The following is a 14,787-nucleotide window of genomic DNA, read 5'->3' as shown; positions in this document are numbered from 1 at the left end:
CCGCAGAAATCCCAAATTTTAAGACAGAGGTTATTGGAAAAATGGCGAAGGAAAAGTTCGAGCGCACTAAGCCGCACGTCAACGTTGGCACCATCGGTCACGTCGACCACGGCAAGACCACGCTGACCGCGGCGATCACCAAGGTTCTCGGTTCGGCCGTCGACTTTGCAAACATCGACAAGGCTCCCGAAGAGCGTGAGCGCGGCATCACCATCTCGACCGCACACGTCGAGTACGAAACCGACAACCGCCACTATGCGCACGTCGACTGCCCGGGTCACGCCGACTACGTGAAGAACATGATCACCGGTGCCGCCCAGATGGACGGCGCGATCCTGGTCGTGAACGCAGCCGACGGCCCGATGCCGCAGACCCGCGAGCACATCCTGCTTTCGCGTCAGGTCGGCGTTCCGGCGCTGGTCGTCTACATGAACAAGGTCGACCAGGTCGACGACGAGGAAATCCTCGAGCTCGTCGAACTGGAAGTCCGTGAACTCCTCAGCGAGTACGGCTTCGACGGCGACAACATTCCGATCGTCAAGGGTTCGGCTCTGGCCGCTCTCGAAGGCCGCGATCCGGAAATCGGCGAAAACTCCATCAAGGAACTGATGGAAGCCGTCGACACCACCATCCCGCAGCCCGATCGTCCGGTCGATCAGGACTTCCTGATGCCGATCGAAGACGTGTTCTCGATCTCGGGCCGCGGTACGGTTGTCACCGGCCGTGTCGAAACCGGCGTCGTGAACGTTGGCGACGAAGTCGAAATCGTCGGCATCAAGGACACCACCAAGACGACCGTGACCGGCGTCGAAATGTTCCGCAAGCTGCTCGATCGCGGTGAAGCCGGCGACAACATCGGTGCCCTGATCCGTGGCGTCGGCCGTGACGAAGTCGAGCGTGGCCAGGTTCTGGCGAAGCCGGGTTCGGTTACGCCGCACACCGAGTTCAGCGCCGAAGTCTACGTCCTGTCGAAGGACGAAGGCGGCCGTCACACGCCGTTCTTCGCGAACTACCGTCCGCAGTTCTACTTCCGCACCACCGACGTGACCGGCGAAGTGATCCTTCCCGAAGGCACCGAAATGGTGATGCCGGGCGACAACGTGACGATCAACGTCAAGCTGATCGCTCCGATCGCCATGGACGAAGGTCTACGCTTCGCAATCCGCGAAGGCGGCCGCACCGTCGGCTCGGGCGTCGTTGCGAAGATCACCAAGTAATCTTCGCGCGCAAGCGCACTGAAATCGTGGGCCCGCTCCTCTTCCGCAGAGGGGTGGGCCTTCGCCTTTTAGTGAGGGCATGCAAGCTGCGCTGATGCACGGTTTGTCGCGTCCGGTTCCGTCTCGCAAATTCGGGCGGAATTGAGGGGTTGCCAGATACGCGTCTCACCCGTATATGCGCGCCCACAGACGGGGATTCGTCCCCGGCACACAGTTTCAGTAGGGCCGCCCACTGACGGGAAACCGCAACGTGGGGCCGGCCTTTGTTTTTTGAGGGGCGGAAACGCTCCTTTGGCTCTTTCGCATCGGTGTAGGTAATGGAAGCTCAGAATATCCGCATTCGCCTCAAGGCGTTCGACCATCGCGTTCTCGACCAGGCAACTGGCGAAATCGCAGACACCGCGCGTCGTACGGGTGCTCTTATTCGTGGCCCCATTCCCATGCCGACGCGTATCGAGAAGTTCACCGTGAACCGCGGCCCGCACATCGACAAGAAGTCGCGCGAGCAGTTCGAGGTGCGCACCTACAAGCGGTTGCTCGACATCGTGCAGCCCAACGCCCAGACTGTCGACGCGCTGATGAAGCTCGACCTTGCCGCGGGCGTGAACGTAGAGATCAAGCTCGCTTGATCCGATTCCCCGCGAAGGCGGGGGTTTCAGTCCGCCTGGTAGGACTCTAAACGACCGGGGAGTTCAGAGGTCGCGCCCAGCGGCCTGAGGTTTCTGCCTCCGCAGGAACTCTCGAAGACAAAAGGGATACCGCCGGATCTGATCCGGGCCTGCGTCCCCCGTCTCGCTACCAAGGCATTCTTGCCGCGGTGGCACTCAGCCCGGACGGGGCGACGCATCACAAAACGGGCTGGCAAGCACCTCGGATGGGCCGGGGTGCCTCTGTTTAGGAGTTTTACGATGCGCACTGGCGTTATCGCAAAGAAAGTCGGGATGACCCGCCTCTTCCAGGAGGACGGTCGGCACGTGCCGGTCACCGTTCTCGCGCTGGAAAACTGCCAGGTCACCGCTCACCGCACCGAAGATCGCGATGGTTACTTCGCGGTCCAGGTCGGCTCGGGCGAAGCCAAGCAGAAGAACGTGAACAAGCCGCAGCGCGAAGCTTTCGCCAAGGCCGAAGTTCCGCTGAAGATGAAGGTCGCCGAATTCCGCGTCGACACCGAAGAAGCGCTGCTTCCGGTCGGTGCCCGCATTTCGGCAGAGCACTTCATTGCCGGCCAGAAGGTCGACATCACCGGTCACACCCAGGGTAAGGGCTTTGCCGGCGCCATGAAGCGTTGGGGCTTCGGCGGTCTGCGCGCCACCCACGGTGTCTCGCTCTCGCACCGCTCGCACGGTTCGACGGGTAACCGTCAGGATCCGGGCCGCGTGTTCAAGGGCAAGAAGATGGCCGGTCACATGGGTGATCGCCAGCGCACGCAGCAGAACCTCGAAATCGTGCGCACCGACGCCGATCGCGGCCTGCTCTTCGTCAAGGGTTCGGTCCCGGGTTCGAAGAATGGCTGGCTGCTGGTCAAGGACGCGGTCAAGATCGATCACGGCGAGCTGCCGTTTCCCGGCGTGATGCGTCGCAACGAAGACCAGTTCAAGACCGAAGAGGCCGATGCCGGCCTGGTCGAGAGCGCTGCCGAGCACGAAGTCGGCACGGAAATTTCCGCCGAACAGCAGGAAAAGCTGCTGAAGGAACAGGAAGCCGGTGCCGAAAGCGAAACCACCACCGATACGCCCGCAGCCGACACCGGCTCGGACGAGAACAAGGAGGGCTGATCCGTGAAGGTGAAGGTCCAGAAAATCGACGGCAAGGCGTCGGGCGACATCGAACTGAACGATGACGTGTTCGGTGTCGAGCCGCGTGCCGATATCCTGCATCGCGTTGTCACCTGGCAGCTCGAGAACCGCCGCGGCACCGCCCGCCCGACGCGCGAGCGTTCGGACGTTGCCCGCACCGGCAAGAAGTGGGGTCGCCAGAAGGGCGGCGGCACGGCTCGCCACGGCGACCGCGGCGCCCCGATCTTCGTTGGCGGCGGCAAGGCCCACGGTGCGCGCAAGCGTGACTTCGAGCAGTCGCTCAACAAGAAGGTTCGCGCGCTCGGTCTCAAGATGGCCCTGTCGAGCAAGGCGAAGGACGGCCTCGTCGTCGTCGACAGCCTCGAGCTCAAGGACGCCAAGACCAAGGCTCTCAAGGGTCACTTCGACAAGGCCGGCTGGAACGGCAAGGTCCTCGTGATCGACGGCGAAAGCGTCAACGACGGTTTCAGCAAGGCTGCCCGCAACCTGCCCGGCGTCAACGTGCTGCCGGCCATGGGCGCCAACGTCTACGACATCCTGAAGCACGACACGCTGGTCCTCACCAAGGACGCGGTCGAAAAGCTGGAGGCCCGGTTCAATGGCTAAGAAGCAGGAAGTGGAAGCGCGTCACTACGACGTCGTGCTCGCACCGCACATCACCGAGAAGGCTACGCTGGCGTCGGAAAACAACGCCGTTGTCTTCAAGGTCGCCAACGATGCCACCAAGCCGCAGATCAAGGAAGCGGTCGAGGCGATCTTCGGCGTGAGTGTGACGGGCGTGAATACCATCAACGTGAAGGGCAAGACCAAGCGCTGGAAGGGCAAGCCCTACAAGCGCAACGACCTCAAGAAGGCCGTGGTCACCCTGAAGGACGGCGACTCGATCGACGTCACCAGCGGTATCTGAGGGCAGATAAGAAATGGCACTCAAGAACTACAAACCAACGAGCCCGGGCCGTCGCGGCCTGATCCTCGTCGACAAGTCGGGCCTGTACAAGGGCAAGCCGGTCAAGTCGCTCGTCGAAGGCAAGCGCAAGACCGGTGGCCGCAACAATAAGGGCCACGTCACGTCGCGCGGCATGGCCGGCGGCCACAAGCAGAAGTACCGCTATGTCGACTTCAAGCGTCGCAAGTGGGACGTCGAAGGCACCGTCGAGCGGATCGAATACGATCCCAACCGCACCGCGTTCATCGCGCTGGTGAAGTATGACGACGGCGAGCTGGCCTACATCCTCGCTCCGCAGCGTCTGGCTGTCGGCGACAAGGTCATCGCTGCCGAGAAGGCCGACACCAAGCCGGGCAACGCCATGCTGCTCGGCCAGATGCCGGTCGGTACGATCTGCCACAATGTGGAAATGAAGCCGGGCAAGGGCGGCCAGATCGCCCGCGCCGCAGGTTCCTACGTCCAGCTCGTCGGTCGTGATCGCGGCATGGTCATCGTCAGGCTCAATTCAGGTGAGCAGCGTTACCTGCGCGCCGACTGCATGGGCACCGTCGGTGCCGTGTCGAACCCGGACAACCAGAACCAGAACCTGGGCAAGGCCGGTCGTCGTCGCTGGATGGGCATCAAGCCGCTGACCCGCGGTGTCGCCAAGAACCCGGTCGACCACCCGCACGGTGGTGGTGAAGGCCGCACGAGCGGTGGCCGTCATCCGGTCACTCCGTGGGGCAAGCCGACCAAGGGCGCCCGTACCCGCAAGAACAAGCAGACGGACAAGATGATCATCCGTTCGCGCCACGCGAAGAAGAAGAGGTAATCCGACATGGCTCGTTCCGTTTGGAAAGGTCCGTTCGTCGAGCTCAGCCTTCTGAAGAAGGCCGAGACCGCCCAGGACGCCGGTGGCACCAAGCCGATCAAGACCTGGTCGCGCCGTTCCACCATCCTGCCGCAGTTCGTTGGTCTGACGTTCAACGTCTACAACGGTCACAAGTTCATCCCGGTCTCCGTTTCGGAAGAGATGGTCGGCCACAAGCTCGGTGAATTCGCGCCCACGCGCACCTTCCCGGGCCATGCTGCCGACAAGAAGGGTAAGCGCTGATGAGCAAGCAGAAAGCACCCCGTCGCGTAGCCGACAACGAGGCGCTCGCCGTCGGAACCACGATCCGTGGTTCGGCGCAGAAGCTCAACCTCGTTGCCGAGCTGATCCGCGGCAAGAAGGCCGAAGAGGCGCTCAACATCCTCGCTTTCTCGAAGAAGGCGATGGCGAAGGACGCCACCAAGGTTCTCGCATCGGCGATCGCCAATGCGGAAAACAACCACAACCTCGATGTCGACGCGCTGGTCGTTGCCGAGGCTTCGGTTGGCAAGTCGATTACCATGAAGCGTTTCCACACCCGTGGTCGCGGCAAGTCGACGCGCATCCTGAAGCCGTTCAGCCGCCTGCGCATCGTCGTCCGCGAGCAGGAAGAGGCGTAAGATGGGCCAGAAGAGCAATCCGATCGGTCTGCGCCTGCAGATCAACCGTACCTGGGACAGCCGCTGGTACGCCGAAGGGCGTGACTATGCCAAGCTGCTCAGCGAAGATATCGAAATCCGCAAGCACATCGTCGAGAGCCTGCCGCAGGCAGCCATCTCGAAGGTCGTGATCGAGCGTCCGGCCAAGCTGTGCCGCATCTCGATCTATGCGGCTCGCCCCGGTGTCATCATCGGCAAGAAGGGCGCGGACATCGAGAAGCTGCGGGCCAAGCTGGCGAAGATGACCGAAAGCGAAGTGAAGCTGAACATCGTCGAAATCCGCAAGCCGGAAATCGACGCCAAGCTCGTCGCCCAGGGCATCGCCGATCAGCTGATCCGCCGTGTCGCTTTCCGCCGCGCCATGAAGCGCGCCGTGCAGTCGGCCCTTCGTCTCGGCGCGGAAGGCATCAAGATCGTCTGCGGCGGCCGTCTCGGCGGCGCGGAAATCGCGCGTGTGGAATGGTATCGCGAAGGCCGTGTGCCGCTTCACACCCTGCGCGCCAACGTCGACTATGCGGAAGCCGAAGCGCTGACCGCCTACGGGATCATCGGCATCAAGTGCTGGATCTTCAAGGGCGAGATCATGGCGCATGACCCGACCGCGCAGGACCGCCTCATGATGGAAGCCCAGACCTCGGGCGTCCGTCCGGCGCGCTGATTGCAGGATTAGGAAAGAACCATGCTGCAACCGAAGAAAACCAAGTACCGCAAGGCCTTCAAGGGCAAGATCAAGGGCGACGCCAAAGGCGGCACGACCTTGAACTTCGGCTCCTACGGTCTCAAGGCGCTCGAGCCCGAGCGGATTACCGCTCGCCAGATCGAAGCGGCTCGCCGTGCGATCACCCGTCACATCAAGCGTCAGGGTCGTCTGTGGATCCGCGTGTTCCCCGATGTGCCGGTGTCGAAGAAGCCTGCCGAAGTCCGTCAGGGTAAGGGCAAGGGTTCGGTCGAATATTGGGCCGCTCGCGTGAAGCCGGGCCGCATTCTGTTCGAACTCGACGGCGTCGCCGGCCCGCTGGCTGCCGAAGCATTCGAACGTGCAGCGATGAAGCTGCCGATCAAGACCAAGGTCGTTGCCCGCCTGGGCGACACCGCCCACCTGGGAGGCGAATGATGGCCAAGACCGAAGACCTGCGCCAGAAGTCGGACGACCAGCTGGCCGAAGAATTGACCACGCTGAAGCGCGAGCAGTTCAACCTGCGCTTCCAGTCGGCGACGAACCAGCTCGAAGCGCCGGCCCGCATCCGCGAAGTCCGCCGCACGATCGCCAAGATCAAGACGCTGCAGAACGAGCGTTCGCGCTCGGCCGAAGCGAAGGCTTAAGGAGTAGACCATGCCCAAGCGTATCCTGATCGGGACCGTCACCTCCGACAAGACCGACAAGACCGTGACCGTGCTCGTCGAGCGTAAGGTGAAGCATCCCCTCTACGGGAAGATCATCCGTCGTTCGAAGAAGTACCATGCCCATGACGAGAAGAACGAGTTCACCCTCGGCGACGTCGTGCGCATCGAAGAAACCAAGCCGATCTCCAAGACCAAGACCTGGCAGGTGATCGATCGCGTTACCGCTGGCGGCACGCAGGCTGTCGAGGCCGACCTCGAAGTCGAAGCCGCAGGTAACTGAAGCTAGTTTGACGTAGGAACTGCCGGGCAAACGTCCCGGCAAGCCATTGAGAAGGAACCGGATCGATGATCCAGATGCAATCCAATCTCGACGTCGCGGACAACAGCGGCGCCAAGCGCGTCCAGTGCATCAAGGTACTGGGCGGCTCGAAGCGCCGGACTGCCTCCGTGGGCGACGTGATCGTGGTTTCCGTCAAGGAAGCCCAGCCGCGCACCAAGGTGAAGAAGGGCGATGTCCATCGCGCCGTCATCGTGCGCACGAAGAAGGACGTCCGCCGCCCCGATGGCAGCGTGATCCGCTTCGACAGCAATGCCGCGGTGCTCGTGAACAAGAGCGAAGAGCCGATCGGCACCCGTATCTTCGGACCCGTCGTGCGCGAACTGCGCGGCCGCGGCTTCATGAAGATCATCTCGCTTGCTCCGGAGGTGCTGTAATGGCCGCCGCTAAGATCAAGAAGGGTGACAGCGTCGTCGTCCTGTCCGGCAAGGACAAGGGCAAGACCGGTACCGTCGCGAAGGTCATGCCGAAGGATGGCAAGATCGTCGTTGAAGGCGTGAACGTCGCCGCCCGTCACCGCAAGCCGACCCAGCAGAACCCGCAGGGTGGCATCGACCGCTTCGAAGCGCCGATGGCCATCAGCAAGGTTGCGCTGGCAGATCCGAAGGATGGCAAGCCCACCCGCGTCCGTTTCGAAGAAAAGGACGGCAAGAAGGTGCGCGTTGCCGTGAAATCCGGGGAGACCATCGATGGCTGATTATACGCCCCGCACGAAGCAGCGCTATGACGACCAGATCGTCAAGGCGATGACCGAGAAGTTCGGCTACAAGAACCGTCTCGAAGTCCCGAAGCTGGAAAAGATCACGCTCAACATGGGCGTCGGTGAAGCCAGCCAGGACAAGAAGAAGGTCCAGACAGCTGCCGAGGAAATGGCGCTGATCGCCGGCCAGAAGCCGGTCATCACCAAGGCCAAGAAGTCGATCGCGCAGTTCAAGCTGCGCGAAGGCATGCCGATCGGCTGCAAGGTCACCCTGCGCCGCGACCGCATGTACGAGTTCATGGATCGCCTGGTGACCGTGGCAATGCCGCGCATCCGCGACTTCCGTGGCCTCAACCCGAAGTCGTTCGACGGCCGTGGCAACTACGCCATGGGCCTGAAGGAACAGATCATCTTTCCCGAGATCAGCTACGACCAGATCGACAAGGTCCGGGGGATGGACATCATCGTAACCACGACGGCGAAGACCGACGAAGAGGCGCGCGAACTGCTCCGCCTGTTCGGCTTCCCGTTCCCGGCCGAAGCGTCGGAAGAGAAGGAGGCGGCGTGAGCCGCTAGAAGAGGAACTTAAGTCCAATGGCGAAACTGAGTTCGATCAACAAGAACGAGCGTCGCAAGAAGCTCGTCAAGCAGTATGCGGACAAGTACGCGAAGCTGAAGGCTATCGCGAACGACGAAAGCCTCGATGAGAGCGAGCGTCTTATCGCGCGCCTCAAGATGGCGGAACTGCCGCGCAATGCGAACCCGACCCGGGTGCGCAACCGCTGCTCCACCACCGGCCGCCCGCGCGGCTATTACCGCAAGTTCGGCCTCAACCGCATCGAACTGCGCGACCTCGGCAACAAGGGCCTGATCCCGGGCCTGACCAAGTCGAGCTGGTGAGGTAAAGACAGATGGCTATGACCGATCCCCTGGGTGATATGCTCACCCGCATCCGCAACGGCCAGCGCGCGAAGAAGGACAGCGTCCTTTCGCCCGCCAGCAAGCTGCGTGCGAACGTCCTCGAAGTGCTCCAGCGCGAAGGCTACATCCGTGGCTACAGCGAAGACGCTTCGGCCAAGCACGCACAGCTGCGGATCGAACTGAAATATTTCGAGGGCGAACCTGCGATCAAGCACGTTGCCCGCGTCTCCAAGCCTGGCCGCCGCGTCTATTCGGGTTCGAAGGAGCTCCCGGTTGTGCGCAACGGCCTTGGCATCACCATCGTCTCGACGCCGAAGGGCGTGCTTTCGGACAACGAGGCGCGCACCGAGAACGTCGGCGGCGAAGTGCTGGCGGAGGTGTTCTGATGAGCCGCATCGGCAAAAAGCCGGTGGCGATCCCTAGCGGCGTCACCGCCAATATCGATAATGGCACGCTCAACGTGAAAGGGCCAAAGGGCACCCTCACCATGGGCCTGTCGGACCTGATCGAATACAAGCTTGAAGACGGCGAGATTTCGGTCAAGCCGGCCAACGACACACGCGCTGCCCGCAACCACTGGGGCATGCAGCGCACCATGGTGTCGAACCTGGTCGAAGGCGTGACCGAAGGCTTCACCAAGGTCCTCGAGATCAGCGGTGTCGGTTACCGTGCGCAGGCGCAGGGCAAGAAGCTCAAGCTTCAGCTCGGCTATTCGCACGATGTCGACCTGGACGTGCCGGAAGGCATCGAGGTGAAGACGCCCGATCAGACCACCGTCGAGATCAGCGGTATCGATAAGCAGGCCGTGGGCCAGTTCGCGGCGAACGTCCGCAAGTGGCGTAAGCCCGAGCCCTACAAGGGCAAGGGCATCAAATACCGCGGCGAATATGTCTTCCGCAAGGAAGGGAAGAAGAAGTAAGATGGCAAAGCTCTCTCTCTTTGAACGTCGCCGTCGCCGCGTCCGCACTGCGCTTCGCAACGTGTCGGGTGGCAAGCCCCGCCTGTCGGTGCACCGCACCGGCAAGCACATCTACGCGCAGATCATCGACGATGCTGCCGGCAAGACCGTTGCCGCCGCTTCGACGCTGGGCGCGAAGGGCTCGGGCGCCAATGTCGATGCCGCCAAGAAGGTCGGCAGCGATATCGCCGCTGCTGCCAAGAAGGCCGGCGTGACCACCGTCGTGTTCGATCGCGGCGGCTTCCTGTTCCATGGCCGCGTCAAGGCGCTGGCCGACGCCGCTCGCGAAGGCGGGCTGGAGTTCTGATGATGGCTGACGACAAGAAAACCGAAAACACCGAAGCGGAAACCAAGGTCGAGGAGACCAAGGTTGAAGCGACCGAGGCGAAGGCCGAGACCGAAGCAGCCGTGACCAAGGAAGAGCCGGCAGTAGCCGATACTCCCTCGGAAGCCGCCGCCAACCAGAGCCCTGCTCAGGGTGCCGAAGGGCAGCCGCAGCAGCGCGAAGGTCGTGGCCGCGGTGGCCGCGGCGGCAACGATCGCGGTCGCGGTCGTGGTGGCCGCGACAACCGTCGCGGCAACCGCCGCGAGGAAGAAGACGACGGCATCATCGAGAAGCTCGTCCACATCAATCGTGTCAGCAAGACGGTGAAGGGCGGTAAGCGCTTCGGTTTCGCTGCACTCGTGGTTGTCGGCGACGGCCAGGGCCGTGTCGGCTTCGGCAAGGGCAAGGCCCGCGAAGTTCCCGAGGCGATCAGCAAAGCGACCGCCGCTGCGCGCAAGAAGATGATCCGCGTCGCGCTGAAGGAGGGCCGTACCCTCCATCACGACGGCAAGGGCCACTTCGGTGCCGGCAAGGTCACCGTCCGCACCGCGCCTGCGGGTACCGGTATCATCGCCGGTGGTCCGATGCGTGCCGTGTTCGAGAGCCTCGGCGTCGCCGACGTGGTGACCAAGTCGGTCGGCACCTCGAACCCCTACAACATGATCCGCGCCACTTTCGACGCGCTGCAGGACCAGACTTCGCCGAAGTCGGTTGCCCAGCGTCGCGGCAAGAAGGTCGCCGACCTGCTCGGCCGTGGTGGCGCTTCGGAGGCCGAGGCTGAAGCCGACGCCGCCGCTATCGCGGAGTAAGATCGATGGCCAAAGCGAAAACCATCAAGATCAAGCAGATCGGTTCGCCGATCCGTCGCCCGGAAAGCCAGAAGAAGATTCTGGTCGGCCTGGGCCTCGACAAGATGCACAAGGTCGTCGAACGCCAGGACACCCCCGAGGTGCGCGGCGCGATCGCCAAGATCCCGCATCTGGTAGCGGTGGTCGACTGATCTCGCGCCACCCCAAATGTGAACAGGAAAGCCCCGGCCTCAGCGCCGGGGCTTTTTGTATGTAGCGTTCTGTCATTCGCGGCAGTCGCCCCAGACGGCAATCCTATCGAGCCGGTCCCGCATTGGCATGAGAACCTCGTCGACTTTTCGGCAATTATCACCAACGTATCGCAACACCATACGACGGGTTTCCCAATTGACTGGATATTGGCGGGGCATGGTAGCCAGCACGACGGTGCCCGGTGTGGAGGCGAGGACGTTCTTGACTTCCCGTCGTGTGGAAAGGTGGCTGACATCGCGCTCTATGTCATGGTTGAGGTGGGGAGGGAAAAAGAGGGGGGTCGGAGGTCGGCTTGGTATGGCGTCGTACAATAGGACTGGACCGTCATAGACGAATAGTCCTCGCTCACCGCCGTGCGCGCGGATGCTTTTGGCCATGCGATCAAAGGCGTACTGGGCCATTCGGGTCTGGGCGAAGTCCGTTGGTGGAGTAAGCCAGAAGACAATGGCCAGAGCAGTCGCCGAAGCGAGCGCCGCGGCGATCCAGTTCGACAAAATCGCGCCGGATAGGATTGCGAGTGGCATGAGTATCGGGAGAGCATAATGCGAATAGAAGTTGCGAAGCATAAGCAGTCCGACAAGGGCGGATAATGTCCATATTCCCAAGAGTTTGGCTTCTGGAAGCTTGCGCCATTTGATCCATCCTGCGACCGCTAGAAATGCGAGTGGAGCAATCAGCCGCATCATGAGATGGGCGCGGTCCGCTGCGGTCTGAAAATCATATGCCTTCGATAGATTGGAAACGACCATTGCGTGCCAATAGATATCCCAGTAGCCCACAATCCAGTATCCGGCTGCAATGGCCAGAGACGGTGCTGCGCCGATTAGTGCCCACTTGCCAGCTTGACCGGCCATACTTATCGGGCTTGGGCGGGCAGATCGCCACCAGTTCCAGCTCGCAAAGAGGCCGAGCGCTATCGCCTCGGCTATGACGCTTGTTTTGATGGTAAGCGCCAGCCCTAGCAGCAACATAGATGCCGATGTCGTTCTTGCCGTGCGTGCGAGATCCTCATGCACCGCCGTGCGTGTGAGGAGCAACACGGCTCCGGCGACCAAGGCATTATAGAATATCGGGGTTTGGACCGTATCGCCGCCGAACAGCGGAAGTTGGAGGATATACAGAAGACCCGCGGCTGTGCCGGCAACGTTTCCGAATCGGGCGCTTGTTATCATCGAAAGAATCAATGCGGTCGTGGCCACGAAGGCCATTGCCGCCAATTGAAATGTCGCCGGGTCATGCGACAGTGCGGCGATAGCTGCGAACAGCAGAAAATTGCCGTAAGGTTTGCGATCCCAAACGTCCACGAAGGGGATCGCACCCTGCTGCACTTCAATCCCCGATGCAAAATAGAATGCATCGTCCAGAAAGTAGTCGGGATGGCCCAGCGTAGATGCGCGTATCAGAAGCGTGGTTACAAGAAACAGAGTAAACTGCAGTGCGCATATCCTAGCGCTTAGCGGTTGCCTCACGGGGTTCATCTCGCACCATTGATCAGAGCCGAATTCCGATCGTCCCATCTCTTACCACTATTATAGTTTGGCTATAGATAAACAATAAGATTGGGTGAGATACAGCTAGTCGATGTGATAAAACGTACGGCGCACCAGCCAGGGGGTCGACAAGGTCGTTCAAACCGACTATCGGCGCCGACTTCCCAACAGCGCGATCCCCGTGAAGGGGCGTTAGAAAGCGAAAGCGAGTGCACTATGAAACTGAATGACATCCGCGACAACTCGGGCGCACGCAAGAACCGCATCCGCGTCGGCCGTGGCATCGGCTCGGGCAAGGGCAAGACCGGCGGCCGTGGCCAGAAGGGCCAGAAGAGCCGTTCGGGCGTGGCCATCAAGGGCTTCGAAGGCGGCCAGATGCCGCTGCACATGCGTCTGCCGAAACGTGGTTTCAACAACCCCTTCGGCAAGGACTACGCCGAAGTGAACATCGGCATGGTCCAGAAGTTCATCGACGCCAAGAAGCTCGACGGCAAGAAGGTCGTCGACCACGAAGCGCTGCAGGCCGCCGGCCTCGCGCGTGGTGGCAAGGACGGCGTCCGCCTCCTCGGCAAGGGCGAGATCAAGGCCAAGGTCAGCTTCAAGGTCGCCGGCGCTTCGAAGGGCGCCATCGAGGCGGTCGAAAAGGCTGGCGGCAAGGTCGAAGTGATCGCGCCGAAGCAGGCTGAAAAGGCTGACGCCGAATAATCGGCGGGAAATTCGGGGAGCGGGGTTCGACATTCCGCTCCCCGCTTCCTATCTAGCCTTCCTGTGCCGGGAGGGACCGGCGCCAATTCAGGATTGAACAGATTCCCATGGCATCACGCGCCGACAATATCGCGAGCAATATGAGCCTCGCAAACTTCTCCAAGGCCACCGAGCTGAAGAACCGTATCTGGTTCACTATCGGGGCCCTGATCGTCTTCCGCTTCCTAAGCTTCGTTCCGCTCCCGGGTGTGAATCCGCTGATCCTGAGCGACCTCTACGATCAGACGCGGGGCGGCATTCTCGACCTGTTCAACACGTTTTCGGGCGGCAGCCTTGAGCGCATGAGCCTCATCGCGCTCGGCGTCATGCCCTACATCACCGCCTCGATCGTCGTGCAGCTGGCCGCAGCGCTGCATCCGACGCTGGCCGCGCTCAAGAAAGAAGGCTCTGCCGGGCGGCAGAAGCTCAACCAGTACACCCGCTACGGCACCGTGTTCCTCTGCGCGATCCAGGGCTGGTTCCTGGCTTCGGGCCTGGAAAGCTTCGGCGCGCAGAGCGGCATGCAGGCCGTGGTCGATCCGGGCGTCATGTTCCGCGTGGGCGCGGTCATCAGTCTCGTCGGTGGCACCATGTTCCTGCTGTGGCTGGGCGAGCAGATCACCAGCCGCGGAATCGGCAACGGCGTTTCGCTGATCATCATGGCGGGTATCGTCGCGCAGTTCCCGACTTTCGTCTCGAACCTCGGTTCGGGTTATTCGGAAGGCTCGATCGCCACCGGCATCATCGTGGGCCTGATTGCCATGGTCGTGATCCTGATCCTCGTGATCTGCTTCATGGAGCGTGCGCAGCGCCGTCTGCTGATCCAGTATCCCAAGCGCGCGACCCAGAAGGGCATGATGCAGGCCGATCGCTCGCACCTTCCGCTGAAGCTGAACACCGCCGGCGTCATCCCGCCGATCTTTGCCAGCTCGCTGCTGCTATTGCCGCTCACGATAACCCAGTTCGCCGGCAATACGGTCGACACCGATACCGCCGCGGGCGGAGCTCTGCAGACGACGTTGCAATATCTCCAGCACGGCCAACCTCTCTACATGACGCTGTACGGCCTCGGCATCATCTTCTTCTGTTTCTTCTACACCGCGATCGTCTTCAATCCGGAAGAGACCGCCGAGAACCTGAAGAAGAACGGCGGCTTCATTCCCGGCATCCGTCCGGGCAAGCGGACCGAGGAATATCTCGACTACGTATTGACCCGCATTACCGTGATCGGGGCGATCTATCTCACGGTGGTCTGCGTGCTACCCGAATATATGATTGCGCAGACGGGCGTTCCGCTGTTCCTTGGAGGGACCAGCCTGCTCATCGTCGTCAACGTGACGGTCGATACGATAAGCCAGGTCCAGTCGCATTTGCTGGCGCACCAATATGGCGATCTCATCAAAAAGGCGAAGTTGAAGGGCCGCCTGCGATAAGGCACA

General features: G+C 61.7%; 24 protein-coding genes. 23 read left to right on the top strand and 1 reads right to left on the bottom strand.

The features are described from left to right. The first annotated feature begins 41 nt into the window (after positions 1–41). The 21 genes from tuf to rpmD all read left to right on the top strand — a co-directional run bounded on the left by tuf (position 42) and on the right by rpmD (position 11,053). Positions 42–1,217: an elongation factor Tu gene (gene tuf / locus ASS64_RS04130; RefSeq protein ID WP_067690137.1), complete on the top strand. Its 1,176-nt coding sequence runs from the start codon at positions 42–44 to the stop codon at positions 1,215–1,217. Between the two features lie 317 nt (positions 1,218–1,534). Then, positions 1,535–1,846 (top strand): 30S ribosomal protein S10, encoded by a 312-nt coding sequence (gene rpsJ, locus ASS64_RS04125; protein ID WP_006831877.1) that lies wholly within the window; start codon positions 1,535–1,537, stop codon positions 1,844–1,846. A gap of 279 nt (positions 1,847–2,125) precedes the next feature. Then, positions 2,126–2,992 carry a 50S ribosomal protein L3 gene (gene rplC, locus ASS64_RS04120; protein WP_067690135.1) on the top strand — a complete coding sequence of 289 codons (867 nt, stop codon included), beginning with the start codon at positions 2,126–2,128 and terminating at the stop codon, positions 2,990–2,992. A gap of 3 nt (positions 2,993–2,995) precedes the next feature. Continuing rightward, positions 2,996–3,619, top strand: a complete 624-nt coding sequence (rplD, locus tag ASS64_RS04115) for a 50S ribosomal protein L4 (protein ID WP_067690133.1) — start codon at positions 2,996–2,998, stop codon at positions 3,617–3,619. Next, the gene (locus tag ASS64_RS04110) at positions 3,612–3,920 is read left to right on the top strand and encodes a 50S ribosomal protein L23 (RefSeq protein WP_067690130.1); all 309 of its coding nucleotides are present in this window, start codon (positions 3,612–3,614) and stop codon (positions 3,918–3,920) included. Before rplD ends, ASS64_RS04110 begins: the two co-directional genes overlap by 8 nt. Before the next feature lie 13 nt (positions 3,921–3,933). Beyond that, positions 3,934–4,770 carry a 50S ribosomal protein L2 gene (rplB, locus tag ASS64_RS04105; protein ID WP_067690127.1) on the top strand — a complete coding sequence of 279 codons (837 nt, stop codon included), beginning with the start codon at positions 3,934–3,936 and terminating at the stop codon, positions 4,768–4,770. Between the two features lie 6 nt (positions 4,771–4,776). Next, positions 4,777–5,052 (top strand): 30S ribosomal protein S19, encoded by a 276-nt coding sequence (gene rpsS / locus ASS64_RS04100; RefSeq protein WP_067690124.1) that lies wholly within the window; start codon positions 4,777–4,779, stop codon positions 5,050–5,052. Then, positions 5,052–5,429: a 50S ribosomal protein L22 gene (gene rplV, locus ASS64_RS04095; protein ID WP_067690121.1), complete on the top strand. Its 378-nt coding sequence runs from the start codon at positions 5,052–5,054 to the stop codon at positions 5,427–5,429. The genes rpsS and rplV overlap by 1 nt, the downstream gene beginning before the upstream one ends. A gap of 1 nt (position 5,430) precedes the next feature. After that, positions 5,431–6,126: a 30S ribosomal protein S3 gene (gene rpsC, locus ASS64_RS04090; RefSeq protein WP_067690118.1), complete on the top strand. Its 696-nt coding sequence runs from the start codon at positions 5,431–5,433 to the stop codon at positions 6,124–6,126. A gap of 21 nt (positions 6,127–6,147) precedes the next feature. Continuing rightward, on the top strand, positions 6,148–6,582 hold the full coding sequence (rplP, locus tag ASS64_RS04085) for a 50S ribosomal protein L16 (protein ID WP_067690115.1): 435 nt from the start codon (positions 6,148–6,150) through the stop codon (positions 6,580–6,582). Then, on the top strand, positions 6,582–6,791 hold the full coding sequence (rpmC, locus tag ASS64_RS04080; RefSeq protein ID WP_067690436.1) for a 50S ribosomal protein L29: 210 nt from the start codon (positions 6,582–6,584) through the stop codon (positions 6,789–6,791). The genes rplP and rpmC overlap by 1 nt, the downstream gene beginning before the upstream one ends. Before the next feature lie 10 nt (positions 6,792–6,801). Then, positions 6,802–7,092: a 30S ribosomal protein S17 gene (rpsQ, locus tag ASS64_RS04075; RefSeq protein ID WP_067690112.1), complete on the top strand. Its 291-nt coding sequence runs from the start codon at positions 6,802–6,804 to the stop codon at positions 7,090–7,092. A 65-nt stretch (positions 7,093–7,157) separates the two neighbouring features. Then, positions 7,158–7,526, top strand: coding sequence for a 50S ribosomal protein L14 (rplN, locus tag ASS64_RS04070; RefSeq protein ID WP_067464754.1), 369 nt, complete (start codon positions 7,158–7,160; stop codon positions 7,524–7,526). Further along, positions 7,526–7,846 (top strand): 50S ribosomal protein L24, encoded by a 321-nt coding sequence (rplX, locus tag ASS64_RS04065; protein ID WP_067690109.1) that lies wholly within the window; start codon positions 7,526–7,528, stop codon positions 7,844–7,846. Before rplN ends, rplX begins: the two co-directional genes overlap by 1 nt. Next, positions 7,839–8,417 carry a 50S ribosomal protein L5 gene (rplE, locus tag ASS64_RS04060; protein WP_067690106.1) on the top strand — a complete coding sequence of 193 codons (579 nt, stop codon included), beginning with the start codon at positions 7,839–7,841 and terminating at the stop codon, positions 8,415–8,417. The genes rplX and rplE overlap by 8 nt, the downstream gene beginning before the upstream one ends. 26 nt (positions 8,418–8,443) lie before the next feature. Continuing rightward, complete coding sequence (gene rpsN / locus ASS64_RS04055; RefSeq protein ID WP_067690105.1) at positions 8,444–8,749, top strand: 30S ribosomal protein S14; 306 nt, start codon at positions 8,444–8,446, stop codon at positions 8,747–8,749. Positions 8,750–8,760: 11 nt separating this feature from the next. Beyond that, on the top strand, positions 8,761–9,156 hold the full coding sequence (rpsH, locus tag ASS64_RS04050) for a 30S ribosomal protein S8 (RefSeq protein WP_067690104.1): 396 nt from the start codon (positions 8,761–8,763) through the stop codon (positions 9,154–9,156). Continuing rightward, a complete protein-coding gene (gene rplF, locus ASS64_RS04045; RefSeq protein ID WP_067690103.1) occupies positions 9,156–9,689 on the top strand; it encodes a 50S ribosomal protein L6 in 534 nt (177 codons plus the stop codon). Before rpsH ends, rplF begins: the two co-directional genes overlap by 1 nt. A gap of 1 nt (position 9,690) precedes the next feature. Then, positions 9,691–10,035, top strand: a complete 345-nt coding sequence (rplR, locus tag ASS64_RS04040; protein ID WP_067690102.1) for a 50S ribosomal protein L18 — start codon at positions 9,691–9,693, stop codon at positions 10,033–10,035. Continuing rightward, positions 10,035–10,862 carry a 30S ribosomal protein S5 gene (rpsE, locus tag ASS64_RS16915; RefSeq protein ID WP_234002309.1) on the top strand — a complete coding sequence of 276 codons (828 nt, stop codon included), beginning with the start codon at positions 10,035–10,037 and terminating at the stop codon, positions 10,860–10,862. Before rplR ends, rpsE begins: the two co-directional genes overlap by 1 nt. 5 nt (positions 10,863–10,867) lie before the next feature. Next, complete coding sequence (rpmD, locus tag ASS64_RS04030; protein WP_067690099.1) at positions 10,868–11,053, top strand: 50S ribosomal protein L30; 186 nt, start codon at positions 10,868–10,870, stop codon at positions 11,051–11,053. Positions 11,054–11,125: 72 nt separating this feature from the next. Here the strand turns inward: rpmD and ASS64_RS04025 are convergent, their stop codons facing one another. Next, a complete protein-coding gene (locus tag ASS64_RS04025) occupies positions 11,126–12,631 on the bottom strand; it encodes a hypothetical protein (RefSeq protein ID WP_157075070.1) in 1,506 nt (501 codons plus the stop codon). 189 nt (positions 12,632–12,820) lie between these two features. Here ASS64_RS04025 and rplO point away from each other — a divergent pair, with 189 nt between their 5' ends. Beyond that, entirely contained in the window at positions 12,821–13,309 is a 489-nt protein-coding gene (gene rplO, locus ASS64_RS04020) for a 50S ribosomal protein L15 (RefSeq protein WP_067690097.1), read from the top strand. Between the two features lie 107 nt (positions 13,310–13,416). Then, entirely contained in the window at positions 13,417–14,781 is a 1,365-nt protein-coding gene (secY, locus tag ASS64_RS04015) for a preprotein translocase subunit SecY (RefSeq protein ID WP_067690096.1), read from the top strand. The last annotated feature ends 6 nt before the right edge of the window (positions 14,782–14,787 follow it).

Origin of the sequence: Erythrobacter sp. AP23 (assembly GCF_001542855.1) — a bacterium.
Lineage (GTDB): Bacteria > Pseudomonadota > Alphaproteobacteria > Sphingomonadales > Sphingomonadaceae > Qipengyuania.
The sequence above is the reverse complement of the archived record's forward strand: the minus strand, read 5'-3'. Positions and strand labels throughout refer to the sequence as shown.

Bases quoted from the DNA above. Each gene is read 5' to 3' on its own strand.
- tuf (WP_067690137.1), top strand. From the start codon at position 42: ATGGCGAAGGAAAAGTTCGAGCGCACTAAGCCGCACGTCAACGTTGGC.
- rpsJ (WP_006831877.1), top strand. From the start codon at position 1,535: ATGGAAGCTCAGAATATCCGCATTCGCCTCAAGGCGTTCGACCATCGC.
- rplC (WP_067690135.1), top strand. From the start codon at position 2,126: ATGCGCACTGGCGTTATCGCAAAGAAAGTCGGGATGACCCGCCTCTTC.
- ASS64_RS04110 (WP_067690130.1), top strand. From the start codon at position 3,612: ATGGCTAAGAAGCAGGAAGTGGAAGCGCGTCACTACGACGTCGTGCTC.
- rplB (WP_067690127.1), top strand. From the start codon at position 3,934: ATGGCACTCAAGAACTACAAACCAACGAGCCCGGGCCGTCGCGGCCTG.
- rpsS (WP_067690124.1), top strand. From the start codon at position 4,777: ATGGCTCGTTCCGTTTGGAAAGGTCCGTTCGTCGAGCTCAGCCTTCTG.
- rplV (WP_067690121.1), top strand. From the start codon at position 5,052: ATGAGCAAGCAGAAAGCACCCCGTCGCGTAGCCGACAACGAGGCGCTC.
- rpsC (WP_067690118.1), top strand. From the start codon at position 5,431: ATGGGCCAGAAGAGCAATCCGATCGGTCTGCGCCTGCAGATCAACCGT.
- rplP (WP_067690115.1), top strand. From the start codon at position 6,148: ATGCTGCAACCGAAGAAAACCAAGTACCGCAAGGCCTTCAAGGGCAAG.
- rpmC (WP_067690436.1), top strand. From the start codon at position 6,582: ATGGCCAAGACCGAAGACCTGCGCCAGAAGTCGGACGACCAGCTGGCC.
- rpsQ (WP_067690112.1), top strand. From the start codon at position 6,802: ATGCCCAAGCGTATCCTGATCGGGACCGTCACCTCCGACAAGACCGAC.
- rplN (WP_067464754.1), top strand. From the start codon at position 7,158: ATGATCCAGATGCAATCCAATCTCGACGTCGCGGACAACAGCGGCGCC.
- rplX (WP_067690109.1), top strand. From the start codon at position 7,526: ATGGCCGCCGCTAAGATCAAGAAGGGTGACAGCGTCGTCGTCCTGTCC.
- rplE (WP_067690106.1), top strand. From the start codon at position 7,839: ATGGCTGATTATACGCCCCGCACGAAGCAGCGCTATGACGACCAGATC.
- rpsN (WP_067690105.1), top strand. From the start codon at position 8,444: ATGGCGAAACTGAGTTCGATCAACAAGAACGAGCGTCGCAAGAAGCTC.
- rpsH (WP_067690104.1), top strand. From the start codon at position 8,761: ATGGCTATGACCGATCCCCTGGGTGATATGCTCACCCGCATCCGCAAC.
- rplF (WP_067690103.1), top strand. From the start codon at position 9,156: ATGAGCCGCATCGGCAAAAAGCCGGTGGCGATCCCTAGCGGCGTCACC.
- rplR (WP_067690102.1), top strand. From the start codon at position 9,691: ATGGCAAAGCTCTCTCTCTTTGAACGTCGCCGTCGCCGCGTCCGCACT.
- rpsE (WP_234002309.1), top strand. From the start codon at position 10,035: ATGATGGCTGACGACAAGAAAACCGAAAACACCGAAGCGGAAACCAAG.
- rpmD (WP_067690099.1), top strand. From the start codon at position 10,868: ATGGCCAAAGCGAAAACCATCAAGATCAAGCAGATCGGTTCGCCGATC.
- ASS64_RS04025 (WP_157075070.1), bottom strand. From the start codon at position 12,631: ATGGGACGATCGGAATTCGGCTCTGATCAATGGTGCGAGATGAACCCC.
- rplO (WP_067690097.1), top strand. From the start codon at position 12,821: ATGAAACTGAATGACATCCGCGACAACTCGGGCGCACGCAAGAACCGC.
- secY (WP_067690096.1), top strand. From the start codon at position 13,417: ATGGCATCACGCGCCGACAATATCGCGAGCAATATGAGCCTCGCAAAC.